Origin of the sequence: Natronorubrum sp. A-ect3 (assembly GCF_041821125.1) — an archaeon.
In the GTDB taxonomy this organism is placed as follows: Archaea; Halobacteriota; Halobacteria; order Halobacteriales; family Natrialbaceae; genus Natronorubrum; species Natronorubrum bangense.
The window spans coordinates 596,997-609,928 of sequence record NZ_JBGUBB010000002.1 but is presented as its reverse complement, the minus strand read 5'-3'; the positions used below and the strand labels follow the sequence as shown (position 1 = coordinate 609,928).

Genomic DNA, 12,932 nt, shown 5'->3' with positions numbered 1-12,932 from the left:
GTTACTCTTTTTGAGCGTCGACGACCGCCACACCAGCCAGATTGACGATGTCTTTGACCTCGTCGCCCCGCTGGAGGACGTGGACCGGCTCGTCCATCCCAACGAGCATCGGGCCGATGGCGTCTGCGCCGCCGAGACGCTGGAGCAACTTGTAGCCGATGTTGCCCGACTCGAGGTTCGGGAAGACGAGCACGTTCGCCGGCTCATCGAGTTCGGAGAAGCCGTACGTTCCCTCAAGGATGTCCTCGACGACGGCGGTGTCGGCCTGCATCTCACCGTCGACGGGGAAGTCGACCTCGGGATCGTCCTGTAGCATGCTTGCGGCCCGGCGTGGCTTGCGCGTCCCCTCATTGTCAACGCTGCCGAAGTTCGAGTACGACAGCAGGGCAGCGCGCGGCTCGACGTTGAATCGGCGTGCGAGTTTGCCGGTCTGTTTGGTGACCTCGGCGAGAACTTCCTCATCGGGATCCTGGTTGACCGTCGCGTCGGCCACGAAGAGCACGCGGTTTTTGAACGTGAGCATGTAGACACCCGCGGCGTAGTCGACGTCCTTGTCGGTGCCGATCACCTGCAGCGGTGGGCGCAGCGCCGAGGGGTAGTGATGTGAGAGCCCAGTCAAAAGCGCATCAGCGTCGCCTTGTTCGACCATCACGCTCCCGAAGTAGTTCGAGTCGCGTTCGATGAGTTCGCCTGCCTCGGTCCGCGTGACGCCTTTTCGTGCGCGCAGTTCATGCAAGCGATCAGCGTAGCCCTCGTAATCGCCGACGGATGGATCTGCGATCTGTGGATCGAAGTCGAGGCCGAGATTTGCCGACGTCTGTCGAATCTCGTCGCCGTCGCCGATAAGGATCGGCAGGGCAATACCCTGCTCTTGGATCTGGTAGGCTGCCCGGATCATCTTCTCGTTTTCACCCTCCGCAAGCGCGACCGTTTTGGGGTCGCTCTTTGCTTTGTTGAGGACGACGCGCATCATCTCGCGGGACTTGCCCAGCCGGGCCTCGAGTTCCTCTTCGTAGGCCTCGGGGTCGAGTTCCGTCCGGGCGGCACCCGACTCCATCGCGGCTTCGGCGATCGATGGTGCAACGCGGAAGAGCACGCGGGGGTCGACCGGTTTTGGGATAATGTAGTTCGGGCCGTACTGGATCGGGTCGTCGCCGTAGGCCTTGACAACTGCGTCGGGAACGTCCTGACGCGCGAGGTCGGCCAGCGCCTCGGCACAAGCGACTTTCATCTCCTCGTTGATTTCAGTCGCGCGCACGTCGAGTGCGCCACGGAAGATGAAGGGGAATCCGAGGACGTTGTTGACCTGGTTGGGGTAGTCCGAGCGCCCAGTCGCCATAATGACGTCGTCATCACGGGCCGCTTTGGCATCCTCGTAGCCAATCTCCGGATCGGGGTTGGCCATCGCGAAGACGATCGGATTGTCACCCATCGACTGGACCATCTCCTGTGAGACGATGCCACCGATCGAGAGGCCAACGAAGACGTCCGCCCCCTCCATTGCGTCCGCGAGGTCGCCCTCAGGAACGTCGCGAGCGAACTGCCGTTTGTACTTGTTGAGTTCGCCTTCCGCCGCTCGCTGCTCGGTGATGATCCCCGAGGAGTCACACATGGTGATGTTCTCCTTTTTGCAGCCAAGCGAGACGTAGAAGCGGGCCGTCGCGATCGCACTTGCGCCGGCACCGGAGAACGTGATCTCGAGGTCTTCGAGCTCTTTGCCGGCGATATCTGCGGCGTTGAGCAGTGCAGCACCCGAGATGATGGCGGTCCCGTGTTGGTCGTCGTGGAAGACCGGAATGTCGATCTCCTCGCGCAGGCGTTCCTCGACGGTGAAACACTCGGGGGCTTTGATGTCCTCGAGGTTGATGCCGCCAAAGGTTGGCTCCATCATTTTGACGGCTTCGACGAGCTTGTCAGGGTCGGCTTCGTCGAGTTCGATGTCGAAAACGTCGATGTCGGCAAAGCGCTTGAACAGGACGCCCTTCCCTTCCATAACGGGTTTCGACGCCTGTGCACCGATATCACCGAGACCGAGCACGGCAGAGCCGTTCGAGACGACGCCGACCAGGTTGCCCTTGGCCGTGTAGGTGTAGGCGTCGGTCTCGTCCTCGTCGATCTCTAAACACGGCGCGGCGACGCCGGGCGAGTACGCAAGCGAGAGATCACGCTGCGTATTCGTCGGTTTCGTGGTCGAAATCTCGATCTTTCCGGGGGGATCGGTCCGATGGTACTCCAGTGAATCCTCATCTAGTCCCATACCGGTGACACTGCAGGGGACTACTAAAAACAATGCGAAGGGGACTTTCGTCATATGTCGAAAGTCAGCCCACATAGCATACGTGACTGTCCAAAGAGACGATTCATCGATTCGACCGTTTTATACGCACCGCGACAGTGTGGTGGGGTATGGACGTCGCGCTTGGTGGGACGTTCGACCCCGTCCACGATGGCCATCGCCGGCTGTTCGAACGGGCGTTCGAACTCGGCGATGTGACCGTGGGACTGACGAGTGACAATCTCGCACCGAAGACACGGCACGTCGAACGGCGCGTGAGATCGTTCAGCGAACGAAAGCAGCGGCTCGAGACGGAACTCGAGCCACTCGCCGCCGAACAGGACCGCGAGTTCGAAATTCGCCGGCTCGATGAGCCAACGGGTATCGCAACCGAACCGCAGTTCGACTACCTGGTCGTCTCACCCGAAACTCGCAACGGTGGGAAGCGGATCAACGAGATCAGGCGTGAACGGGGTCACGATCCACTCGATGTCGTCGTGGTTCCGCATATGCTCGCCGACGACGGCGACATCATCTCGAGCACTCGAATCGTTCGCGGTGAAATCGATGAGCACGGAACCGTCCTCAAAGAAAGCGAGACAGCAGATAACCCAGACGACGCGCGGTGACAGTTGGGAGCCGTCAGCAAACGTTCTATTCCGCTTCGTCGGCAGCGTATTACTCGGTCTACCGGACAGAAACCGGACTGTTACATCCGATTTCGCCCCCGTATCACGCAGTTACCATGGTATATCATACCACTTCGTAGAGAAACCCACCGAAACAGTCACCGCTACCACCGTGGCGGCTCGAGTCCGGCTTGTTCAAGCAAGTCCTTCCAGCGTGACTGAATCGAAAGCCGCGAGACATCCGCAGCGTCAGCGACTGTCCCTTGAGTCCGACCGTCGCCAGCGACGAGCGACCCAGCATACACACTCGCGGCGAGGACCGCCTGTTTCGAGCGGTCGTCCTCGGGAACGTCAGCGAGAAATAGGTCCATCGCACACGACCGCGCGTCGGTCGACAACTCGAGCCGTTCGGCGACGGTCTCGAGTTCCTCGAGCCACTGTTCGTACTCGATACGATCTCGAGCGCTGTGCATACACCAGACTATCGTCTCCGTGCGAATAAAGTACAGGGTTGACCGTCTTCTATTGGTATCAGTTAATAGATATGGCGCTGCTAGTTTCGACGACTGCGTTGTCCAATACGGTACTACGGCGGGGCAACGTATCGATACGAACGAATCGCAAAATTGGCCGTTCACTGTCAGTTTCACTAGGATACGACTACTAAAGCAGAGAGCCACCAACAGTCGAACCGACGCCCGTCACCCGTTTCGGTTTACGGCTGCGTCTGTCCATGAAAGAGCCCACTTGCAAACTCGTCTGTACCGGCTGCGGCCTCGAGATGCCGTACCGGGATCGCTCGCTGGCCGAACACGCAGCGGAACTCCACCAGCTTCGCGCGTCTGAGCACGTTACGTTTATTGTGCCCCCTGACTGGTCTCCTGAGGAGCCAGTGAAGCAGCGCTGACGCGGACCGACAGGTACTTACTCGATTCGTGAAAATCAGGAGATGAGCGCGGGTAGCCAAGCCAGGCCAACGGCGCAGCGCTTAGGACGCTGTTCCATAGGGATCCGCCGGTTCGAATCCGGTCCCGCGCATGCTTCTCCGAGCAATTCCGCGAGGAGAAGCATCGCGATGAGGAGTCGAACCCTGGAAACCGAGCGGAGCGAGGTTTCATCCGGTTCGAATCCGGTCCCGCGCATACTTTTCCGAGCAGTTACGCGACTGACAGCGGTCGAACGAGAAGACGCCACTGGCCATGTCTCGAGCGACGGACACACCCACGAGAGAATTGATGTCGTGACATGTGGGCGAGAGCAGTGGCCGAACCGACTCCACTCGACCACACCGTTTCGAAGCCGATCTGCGGACAGCAGACGCGTGTCAGACGCTCCAAAACGCTTATTCACGGGGCGAAGCTTGTATGATTAATGGCCGGGTTAGACGACGTATTCGGGGAGCTCTTTCAGAGTGTCGATGCTGTGATCCTTTTCTCACCAAGTGGCTCATACTACGAGCGCTGTGCGAGTATTGAGGACCTCGACCTGATCGTCATCGGAACGGAAAACACCGTGGGTGCAGAGACGTTCGTCGAGCTGCCGCTCGCGTTCGACGACATCAGAGACCGGATCAAGTTCGGACTCGAGGGTGCCATCGAACAGGATTTGATCGAAGACGGCGACGAACTCGCCTGTGCGACGAGCGTGTTCAGCGACGGGATCGACACCGTCTCGCGTGTTCGAGCGGATGCCGAAACGCGCACCGGAATCTACGATCTATTTGTCAAATCGCGTGCAGAGCCGGAAGTAGTCAAAGCCGTCCTCGAGCTGGCGGTCGAACTCGGGAAGAAAGGTCAGAAAGGGAAGCCGGTCGGTGCGCTGTTCGTCGTCGGCGATGCAGGAAAGGTGATGAACAAGTCCCGTCCACTGTCGTACAACCCCTTCGAGAAGTCTCACGTTCACGTCGGCGATCCGATCGTGAACGTCATGCTCAAGGAGTTTTCACGACTCGACGGCGCCTTCATTATTTCGGATGCGGGCAAGATCGTCTCGGCGTACCGCTACCTCGAGCCATCCGCGGAGGGGGTCGACATCCCGAAGGGACTGGGAGCGCGGCATATGGCCGGTGGTGCGATCACACGGGACACGAACGCGATTACGATCGTGCTCTCCGAAAGCGATGGGCTCGTTCGAGCGTTCAAGGCCGGCGAGCTCATCCTGGAGGTCGATCCGGAGGCGTACTGATATGGACTGGCAGACCCTCATCGACGAACCAGCCGTCATCGCTGCGGCGGTGTTGGCACTCGGGATCGTCGTCGGCTATCTGGTCGGACGGCTCAACGAAGAGCTCCTCTCTGCATCTGGGGTGCCCGAGGCCGTCGAAGGGACGCCGTTCGAGCGGACCGCCCAGTCGATTGGTACCTCCACGGTCAAGATCGTCGCCCGCTTGAGCTCGTGGTTTATTTATGGGATCGCCGTTCTGACGGCGATTCACATTGCACAGCTGTTGGATACCGACGCGTTCTGGCTGCGAGTGACGGAGTTTATTCCGCAGGTGTTTATCGCCGTCCTCGTGTTGATTCTCGGCTTCATTATCGCTGACAAGGCAGAACTGGTCGTTGGCGAGTATCTCCGCGGGGTCAAACTCCCCGAGGTTTCCCTGCTTCCGAAGCTGGTCAAATACTCCGTGCTGTATGTGACCTTCATCATCGCGTTAGGCCAGATTGGCGTCCACGTGCTGGCACTGCTGATTTTGCTTACGGTGTACACCGTTGGCCTCGTCATCGTCGGCACTGTCGCGTTCAAGGATTTTTTGGTCTCGAGTGCGGCCGGGATTTATTTGTTGCTCGACCAGCCCTACGGGATCGGGGATCGGATTCGGGTCGGCAACCAGACGGGAATCGTCCAAGAGGTCGACCTGTTCGTGACGAAAATCGAGGACGACTCCGAGGAGTATATCGTGCCGAACCGGAAGGTGTTCGAGGATGGGGTTGTCCGGATTCGGGACTAGCGAGAGTCCCTCGACCGAACGAGTGTCGTGCGCTGGGTAGCAAAGAGAACAGACGGACCGTTGTCCGTCAGTGCCGGCGCAGCCACGACCCGTCTTGGGTCGTGCCGAGACCTCAGAACAGCAGTCCGTATCAGTCCTCAAGCGAAAGGCCGGCATGCCAGCGGTCCGCGCCAGTCTCACGCTTGATCGCGTCCATCTTCGCGAGGAGGTGTGTCGCAAGCGTCGCGGTTTCGGCGGCGCGTGATTCGCCTTCGGTTCGGAACTCGCCGGTGTCACGGTTGGCGTAGACGGTACAGACGGCACCCGCACGGAGTCCGTAGATGTTTGCAAGCGTCAGTATCGCACTCGCCTCCATCTCGATGTTCTTTACGTTCGCGGCTTTGAGCTGGTCGACGAGGTCGGCCGATCCGGCGGCCTCAAAGCCGTCGAACCCTGGCCGACCCTGCCCCGCATAGAAGGAATCCGCACTCATCGTGATCCCCGTGTGGTAGTCGTAGCCGAGTCGGTCAGCTGCGGCGATCAACGCGCTGACGACCTCGTGATCGGCTGTGGCGGGGTAGTCTTCACGGACGTACTCGTCGCTGGTCCCCTCCTGGCGAACCGCACCAGTCGTAATCACGAGATCGCCGACGGCCATCTCGGGCTGGATTGCGCCACAGGAACCAACGCGAATGAACGTCTCGCAGTCGACGCGAGCGAGTTCCTCGACGGCGATGGCAGCCGACGGACTGCCGATCCCAGTCGATGTCACGGAGATCGGCGTCCCCTCGTAGGACCCCGTCGCAGTCCGGTACTCGCGGTGGTGGGCTTTGATTTCGTGATCGTCCCAGTGAGCGACGATTTTCTCGAGTCGGTCGGGGTTGCCGGGGAGCAACACGGTCTCGGCAACGTCATCTGGACCGACCTCGAGATGGTACTGTACGTCTGTGTTCGGGTTTTCGCTGTCGCCGGTCATCGAGTAGCGGCGATTCGAGCCGGCACCGTATATAAATACGGGACGATCCGATTGCCAGGATGACTCGCGAAACTGGGATCGTCTCAGCGGAGACAGACGAGCCAGTATCCGGAGCTCAGGTCAGTCTCGTTCGAGGGACGAAAAAAACGATCGAACCGTGTGTACCGCTCGGGTTACAGCTCCGAGTTCGAGACGTCCCGCTCGGACGTCGTCTCGTCGCCGTCTTCAGGTAAGAACGCCCACACGAGGATTGCAGCGACGAGGATACCACCGAGTGCAACCGTCTCGAGGACGCTCAGATGGATATCGAACCAGGCGAGCACCGTCCGCAACTCGACGAGAATCGGTGCGAGAAACGCCAGCACGACCAACAGTCCTGCTTTCGAGATGCGCATTAGTTCATCACCCCCGAAAGCGCGCTCTGTGCTGCGGTTCCGGCCGACTCGAGTGTGGCAGTTGCGGCGTGTTCGACAGCGAACGCGAGGAACGTCACTGACTCGAGGCTAACCGGCAGCGGGGTGATGTCGGGGCCGTAGAGCCCGCCACGGTCAACGATGCTCATCAGTGGGAGCGAGTACGCGATGATCACGAGCACGACCGCGATCGCGGTCCAGAGTTTGAGGTTGTCGAGCACGCGCGGTGCGTCATCGGAGCCGGACAGTGCCTCGGCGTACCCGTTGTCTGGAAGGTTGTCGCTGCGACTGCCGAATGCCGTGCCGATGATGTTGGCGAAAAACAACACCAGCGAGAGAGTGAGCAACACCCCGCCCAGCGCGATCTGGGCGTCAAGCTCACTGACAGAGCCGACGGCCGTTTCGAACTCGAAGCCGTCGTACTGTGGTTCGGCAGTCCGGCGTGGCATCCCGATCAATCCAGCGCGGTGCATCGAGTTCGTCATGAACGTCATCCCGATGAACCAGAGGACGACCTGGACCAGCGCAACGGAGCGGTTCCAGAGTTCCTTGCCCGTCACCTGTGGGATGAACCAGTAGGAGACGGCCATGAATGTCAGTGCAACGGCAGTGCCGACGGTGAGGTGGAAGTGACCGACGACCCACAGGGAGTTGTGGACGAGATAGTTGATGTTCATCCCGGCGTTGACCATCCCCGAGAAGCCAGCGGCAGCGAACAGCAAGCCAGCAAGCGCCATCCCGGCGAAGACTGGGTCACGCCACGGAAGGGCTTTGAGCCAGCCGAAGTAGCCCGTGCCGCCGCGCTGGCGGGCACCGTGTTCCATGCTGGCAACGACCGTAAAGGCGGTCAGAAAGCTCGGCAGCAGGAGGAACATCGTGTTCGTCATCGCGATGAACTTGAATCCTTCTGCGATGCCGGGGTCGAGATACTGGTGGTGGATCCCAACTGGCGTCGACAGCAACAGGAACAGGACGAACCCGACGCGGGCCAGTGGGTCACTGAACAGTTTTCCACCGGAGAACTTCGGCAGCATGACGTACCACATCATGTACGCTGGCATCAGCCAGAAGTAGACGACTGGGTGGCCGAAGAACCAGAACAGCGTTCTGGTGAGCAGCGGGTTGATGCTATCGATCCAGCCGAGCGACCACGGCAGCAAGAAGACGAGGATCGACGTGGCAACGCCCATCGTGGCGATATACCACATGATCATCGTCGTCAACACCATGAACGTCGGGAGCGGAATTCGCTCGTCAGGGTTTTCCTTCTTCCACGCCCACCAGGATCGGAACCAGTCAGCCCCGGCGACCCAGGTCCCGACGACGAACAACACGAGCCCGAGATAGAACAGGGGATGGCCCTGTAGCGGTGCATAGAACGTAAACAGCACCGCTGCGCTCATATCGATCGAATCAGTCAAGCCAGCGAGAATTGGCACGGCGGCCATCACAGTCCCGAGCGACATCAGTCCGACCCACGCCCAGGTGAATCGGATATCCTCGACTTCCCTGTCGAGACTGGTCGTCACACCCCAGGTGAACACGCCCACGAGGAAGAAGATCGTGAACGTGATTACCATGAACACACCGTGTGCAGTGAGGACGGAGTAGTAGTCCGCCGAGTCAATAAACCGGTAGATGTCCGTTCGGTGAAGCGTCTGGATGATCCCGAACACGCCACCGAGTGCGAGTGCGACAAAGGAGCTGTAGAACAGCGCCTTGACTACTTTCGCTTCCGCAGGAAACTGATCAATATATGCGTTACTCATCGTTGTTGCCTCCGTCGTTCTCGTCTTCGAGTTCGTCGACAACGGTCAGCGTTCCGCTGTCATCGTAGTCGTCAACCGTAATCGTCCAGTCGTGGTCACCCTCGCCGAGATCCGACGAGTCGACGGTGAACGTCGTCTCCTCGGCGCCACCGCCCGCGACGGTGATCTCCTCTTCGACCGTCTCGTTGTCGATCTCGAACGTGACGGTCGTCTCGAGATCGTCGAGCATGCCGTTCTCGACTGTAACGTTGAACGTCGCCTCGTCACCGAGTTCGACCTCGTCGTCTGCCTCGACCGAGAGCTCGGTCATGTCGAACTCGTCTTCAGGAACGACGTGTACCATTCCCTCCATCGTGTGGTGGAAATCGCCACAGTACTCGTTACAGACGACGCCGTACTCTTCGGGTTCGTCGAACTCTGCGGTCATCGACGACACCTCGCCGGGTATCACCATCGTATTGACGTTGGTCCCAACGAGGCTAAAGCTGTGAATGACGTCCCGACTGGTCACATGGAACGTGACTTCGCTATTTTCGGGCACCTCGATTGGATCCGGCTGGTACATGAACGTCTGCGCGATGACGTATGCCTCATACTCGTTTTCACCCACGTGCTCGACACGTGGTTCGCCGAAGTCTTCATCGAGAGAGCCGGGGTTGACAGTATCCTGACTGTCGTCGACCATCGCGATGCCGAGTCCAACTGAGCCGTACGTGATCGTTGCGATGAACCCAACGATCAACAGCAGTGCGGCGATCAACCACAGTTTCTCGTATGAGTGAATGTTCATCAGGCTATCCCCCCAATCAACATCGTACCGATAACTGTCGGATCGTTGCCAAGGAATTCAACGAAGTATACGAAAAACCATAGCAACACAAGAATGACGAAGTACAGTCCGATCAGTGCGAGTGTCCCGACTGGATCGTACTCATCGTGGCCGATCTCTTGTAGTTGCTCTGGCTCTTCTGTCGCCTGACCCATACGCCCGTGTTAGGATAGTCCTTGCTTAACAGCTTGATTCATTCTCACTCCGTAGGAACGGTGAGTGTTATTATAGAATCCGACTCCCACCTGTCCAGTATGGAACTCGAAGAGCTCTCTCCACGAGTCGGACTCGTGGTCGGCTTACTGGCGCTCTTGCCAGTCACCTGGTATGCGTTCGGGAGTTCACTGCCCGCTGGCGCCATCTCTGCACTCAACGTCTTGATTATCATCACCAGCCTCTATATCGCGTTCGGGCCCGTCAGCGACTCGCACGCTCACGGGTCGAGCGACGCGTCGTAAGTGTCTGGCCTCACGTGACTCGTTCGCGTGTCCAGCTGACTCCCCGAAGTCCACACGTATTGTCGAGTCGTCCGCTTGCTAACCGCCCTGCTGATAGACAGGATTACTCTTTCACATCTGCTAACACGGTCTTACCAGCTATCGTGAGTCTGCAATCTCAAATTTAGCTCATGAGCCGATTCCCACCACACTCTGAAACCGATGCGGCCGTCGAACCTCCCTCCAGCGAGCCAGGCACAGACACTCAACAGGCGGCTGACAGCGGCGAGTGTACGCTCTGTTCGTTTCCGACACCGGCCGACCCCATCACCGCAGACGATGTCGACGGCGTCTTCTGCTGTCAGGGCTGTCTCGAGGTCCACCGAACGCTCGAGACGGTCGACGATACCGACGCCGACGCCGTCCGGGACCGACTCGACGATGACGGCCCCGACTTAGACGAGTTTGACGGCGAAGATGCGTTTCTCGCCGTCGACGGAATGCACTGTGCGACCTGTGAGGCGTTTCTCGAGACGCGTGCGACTGCCACCGACGGCATCAACGGTGCAGAAGCGAGTTACGCAACGGATACGCTCCGGCTGGTGTACGATCCCGAGTCGCTCGAGGCGGAGACGCTTCCAGAGCTCGTCTCCGGCTATGGCTACGACGCTCGCGATCGTGGTGAGGGACGCAGCGACGAGCCTCGAGACGCGGCGCTGGTAAAGTTCCTGATCGGCGGCGGGATGTTCGGAATGATGGTGATGATCTGGTATGCGCTGTTTCTGTATCCGACGTACTTCGGCTACGAGCCGCTGGCGGAGTTCGGCAGCTACGATGGGTATTACGTCGTCGCGAACATCTGGCTGATGACGTCGTTCGTCCTGTTTTACACCGGCTATCCAATCTTACGCGGTGCGTACGTGAGCCTTCGAGCCGGAATGCCGAACATGGACCTGCTCGTCACGCTCGCTGCGGTGGGTTCGTATGCATACAGTACGCTAGCGATGGGTCTCGGCCGGACAGATCTGTACTTCGACGTCACAGTCGCGATTATCCTCGTCGTTACGGCAGGGACGTACTACGAGGGGCTGATCAAACGCCGAGCTGCTGGCCTGCTCTCGGATCTAACCGAGTCACAGGTCGACGAAGCCCGGCGTGCAGACGACGGTGAGATGGTCCCGCTTTCAGCTGTCGATCCCGGCGAACACCTGCTCGTCAGGCCTGGTGAGCGCGTGCCACTCGACGGTGCTGTCGTCGACGGACAAGCTGCCGTCGACGAGTCGCTGGTCACTGGTGAATCACTGCCCGTCGAAAAGCAGGCGGGCGATCCGGTTCGAGGAGGGACCGTCGTCACCGACGCTCCACTGGTCGTCGAAGTCGGTGACGACGCCGAAAGCACTCACGACCGGCTCGTCTCCTTGCTCTGGTCGATCCAGAGTGCACGGCCCGGCGTCCAGCGACTCGCGGACAAGCTCGCCACGATTTTCGTGCCGCTTGTCGTCGTTCTCGCAGCAACTGTCACTGCACTTTTGCTCGCGACAGGGTCGCCGCTCTCGACGGCGTTTCTCGTCGGCCTCACCGTTATCATCGTCTCCTGCCCCTGTGCGCTCGGCCTCGCGACACCGCTTGCAATCGCCTCCGGTGTGCAGACGGCCGCACGACGGGGGATCGTCGTCGCCGCGGAGACGATTTTCGAGGATGCGCCGGCTATCGATATTGTCGTCCTCGACAAGACTGGCACACTCACTGAAGGCCGGATGTCCGTCGAGGGTGTTCACATCGCCACGGGTGCGGACTCGATGGCCACAGATGCCAGCCCCGAAACGATCTTGCGGCGTGCCGGTGCCGTTGAGGCGCTCTCGGAACACCCGATCGGACAGGCCATCACCGAAGCAGCGTCCGAAGACCACGATCTCGAGGAAACTGTTGACGCCGATGGCTTCGAGCGCTACTCTCGCGGCGTAAGCGGCGTCATCGACGGCGAACGAGTGTTCGTCGGCCACCCCGACCTGCTTCGTGAACACGGGCTCTCGATTCCCGCAGCACTCGGGGACCGGATCGATCACGTGCGAGCAGCTGGCGACGTTCCGGTCGTCGTCGGCTGGAACGATCGGGCCCACGGCGTGGTCGTCGTCGGCGACTCGCCGCGAGAAGACTGGGAAGCCGCTGTCGAGACGCTCGCTGATGGCCGGGAAGTCGTCGTTCTCACCGGCGACGAGGGCGCATCAGCCGACCGGTTCCGAGCCGTCGACGGTGTCGACGACGTTTTCGCTGGGGTTCCGCCGGAGGCAAAAGCCGAGACTGTTCGGCGACTTCGCGCTCGCGGGACGGTTGCGATGGTCGGCGATGGGAGCAACGACGCGCCGGCGCTGGCCGCCGCAGATGTCGGTATCGCGATGGGAAGTGGGACACAGCTTGCAACTGACGCCGCCGACGCTGTCATCGTCGGCGACGACCTCGAGGCAGTCGTCGAGATCTTCGATATCGCCGCTGGAACCTACTGGCGGATCCGTCAGAATCTCGGCTGGGCGTTCATGTACAACGCGATCGCGATTCCGCTCGCGATCGTCGGCCTGCTGAACCCGTTGCTCGCAGCGGTGGCGATGGCGACAAGCAGTCTGCTCGTTGTCCTCAACTCCTCGCGGTCGCTGTGATCGGGCATGAACCGCAGCCCG

Annotated in this window: 12 protein-coding genes and 1 tRNA gene; 6 read left to right on the top strand and 7 right to left on the bottom strand. The window is 60.0% G+C overall.

Going from position 1 to position 12,932, the window contains the following annotated elements:
* Position 1: 1 nt before the first annotated feature.
* A complete protein-coding gene (locus ACERJA_RS09675) occupies positions 2-2,257 on the bottom strand; it encodes an NADP-dependent malic enzyme (protein ID WP_373607988.1) in 2,256 nt (751 codons plus the stop codon).
* A gap of 149 nt (positions 2,258-2,406) precedes the next feature.
* Here ACERJA_RS09675 and ACERJA_RS09670 point away from each other — a divergent pair, with 149 nt between their 5' ends.
* On the top strand, positions 2,407-2,904 hold the full coding sequence (locus ACERJA_RS09670) for a phosphopantetheine adenylyltransferase (protein ID WP_373607987.1): 498 nt from the start codon (positions 2,407-2,409) through the stop codon (positions 2,902-2,904).
* Positions 2,905-3,068: 164 nt separating this feature from the next.
* Here ACERJA_RS09670 and ACERJA_RS09665 read toward each other — a convergent pair whose 3' ends face one another.
* Complete coding sequence (locus ACERJA_RS09665; RefSeq protein WP_373607986.1) at positions 3,069-3,377, bottom strand: transcription initiation factor IIB family protein; 309 nt, start codon at positions 3,375-3,377, stop codon at positions 3,069-3,071.
* A 480-nt stretch (positions 3,378-3,857) separates the two neighbouring features.
* Here ACERJA_RS09665 and ACERJA_RS09660 point away from each other — a divergent pair.
* From ACERJA_RS09660 to ACERJA_RS09650, 3 genes are all read left to right on the top strand, one after another.
* Positions 3,858-3,942: transfer RNA gene (locus ACERJA_RS09660), tRNA-Leu, on the top strand.
* Positions 3,943-4,275: 333 nt separating this feature from the next.
* Positions 4,276-5,088, top strand: a complete 813-nt coding sequence (gene dacZ, locus ACERJA_RS09655; protein ID WP_373607985.1) for a diadenylate cyclase DacZ — start codon at positions 4,276-4,278, stop codon at positions 5,086-5,088.
* A 1-nt stretch (position 5,089) separates the two neighbouring features.
* The gene (locus ACERJA_RS09650; RefSeq protein ID WP_373607984.1) at positions 5,090-5,854 is read left to right on the top strand and encodes a mechanosensitive ion channel family protein; all 765 of its coding nucleotides are present in this window, start codon (positions 5,090-5,092) and stop codon (positions 5,852-5,854) included.
* Positions 5,855-5,984: 130 nt separating this feature from the next.
* On the opposite strand, the gene ACERJA_RS09645 is transcribed toward ACERJA_RS09650, so the two are convergent.
* From ACERJA_RS09645 to ACERJA_RS09625, 5 genes are all read right to left on the bottom strand, one after another.
* Positions 5,985-6,809, bottom strand: coding sequence for a nucleoside phosphorylase (locus ACERJA_RS09645; RefSeq protein ID WP_373607983.1), 825 nt, complete (start codon positions 6,807-6,809; stop codon positions 5,985-5,987).
* Between the two features lie 173 nt (positions 6,810-6,982).
* Positions 6,983-7,204, bottom strand: a complete 222-nt coding sequence (locus ACERJA_RS09640) for a CbaC protein (RefSeq protein WP_373607982.1) — start codon at positions 7,202-7,204, stop codon at positions 6,983-6,985.
* Positions 7,204-8,991 (bottom strand): b(o/a)3-type cytochrome-c oxidase subunit 1, encoded by a 1,788-nt coding sequence (locus tag ACERJA_RS09635; protein WP_373607981.1) that lies wholly within the window; start codon positions 8,989-8,991, stop codon positions 7,204-7,206. Before ACERJA_RS09635 ends, ACERJA_RS09640 begins: the two co-directional genes overlap by 1 nt.
* Complete coding sequence (locus tag ACERJA_RS09630; RefSeq protein ID WP_373607980.1) at positions 8,984-9,781, bottom strand: cytochrome c oxidase subunit II; 798 nt, start codon at positions 9,779-9,781, stop codon at positions 8,984-8,986. The genes ACERJA_RS09635 and ACERJA_RS09630 overlap by 8 nt, the downstream gene beginning before the upstream one ends.
* On the bottom strand, positions 9,781-9,975 hold the full coding sequence (locus ACERJA_RS09625) for a hypothetical protein (protein WP_006064255.1): 195 nt from the start codon (positions 9,973-9,975) through the stop codon (positions 9,781-9,783). The genes ACERJA_RS09630 and ACERJA_RS09625 overlap by 1 nt, the downstream gene beginning before the upstream one ends.
* Before the next feature lie 99 nt (positions 9,976-10,074).
* Here ACERJA_RS09625 and ACERJA_RS09620 point away from each other — a divergent pair, with 99 nt between their 5' ends.
* Both ACERJA_RS09620 and ACERJA_RS09615 read left to right on the top strand, forming a co-directional pair.
* Positions 10,075-10,278, top strand: coding sequence for a cytochrome-ba3 oxidase subunit (locus tag ACERJA_RS09620; RefSeq protein WP_373607979.1), 204 nt, complete (start codon positions 10,075-10,077; stop codon positions 10,276-10,278).
* A gap of 170 nt (positions 10,279-10,448) precedes the next feature.
* Positions 10,449-12,911, top strand: a complete 2,463-nt coding sequence (locus tag ACERJA_RS09615; protein WP_373607978.1) for a heavy metal translocating P-type ATPase — start codon at positions 10,449-10,451, stop codon at positions 12,909-12,911.
* Positions 12,912-12,932 lie beyond the last annotated feature (21 nt).

Excerpts from the sequence above, each read along its gene's own strand:
- ACERJA_RS09635 (WP_373607981.1), bottom strand. The coding sequence starts at position 8,991 with ATGAGTAACGCATATATTGATCAGTTTCCTGCGGAAGCGAAAGTAGTC.
- ACERJA_RS09665 (WP_373607986.1), bottom strand. The coding sequence starts at position 3,377 with ATGCACAGCGCTCGAGATCGTATCGAGTACGAACAGTGGCTCGAGGAA.
- ACERJA_RS09650 (WP_373607984.1), top strand. The coding sequence starts at position 5,090 with ATGGACTGGCAGACCCTCATCGACGAACCAGCCGTCATCGCTGCGGCG.
- ACERJA_RS09670 (WP_373607987.1), top strand. The coding sequence starts at position 2,407 with ATGGACGTCGCGCTTGGTGGGACGTTCGACCCCGTCCACGATGGCCAT.
- ACERJA_RS09675 (WP_373607988.1), bottom strand. The coding sequence starts at position 2,257 with ATGGGACTAGATGAGGATTCACTGGAGTACCATCGGACCGATCCCCCC.
- dacZ (WP_373607985.1), top strand. The coding sequence starts at position 4,276 with ATGGCCGGGTTAGACGACGTATTCGGGGAGCTCTTTCAGAGTGTCGAT.
- ACERJA_RS09640 (WP_373607982.1), bottom strand. The coding sequence starts at position 7,204 with ATGCGCATCTCGAAAGCAGGACTGTTGGTCGTGCTGGCGTTTCTCGCA.
- ACERJA_RS09645 (WP_373607983.1), bottom strand. The coding sequence starts at position 6,809 with ATGACCGGCGACAGCGAAAACCCGAACACAGACGTACAGTACCATCTC.
- ACERJA_RS09620 (WP_373607979.1), top strand. The coding sequence starts at position 10,075 with ATGGAACTCGAAGAGCTCTCTCCACGAGTCGGACTCGTGGTCGGCTTA.
- ACERJA_RS09615 (WP_373607978.1), top strand. The coding sequence starts at position 10,449 with ATGAGCCGATTCCCACCACACTCTGAAACCGATGCGGCCGTCGAACCT.
- ACERJA_RS09630 (WP_373607980.1), bottom strand. The coding sequence starts at position 9,781 with ATGAACATTCACTCATACGAGAAACTGTGGTTGATCGCCGCACTGCTG.
- ACERJA_RS09625 (WP_006064255.1), bottom strand. The coding sequence starts at position 9,975 with ATGGGTCAGGCGACAGAAGAGCCAGAGCAACTACAAGAGATCGGCCAC.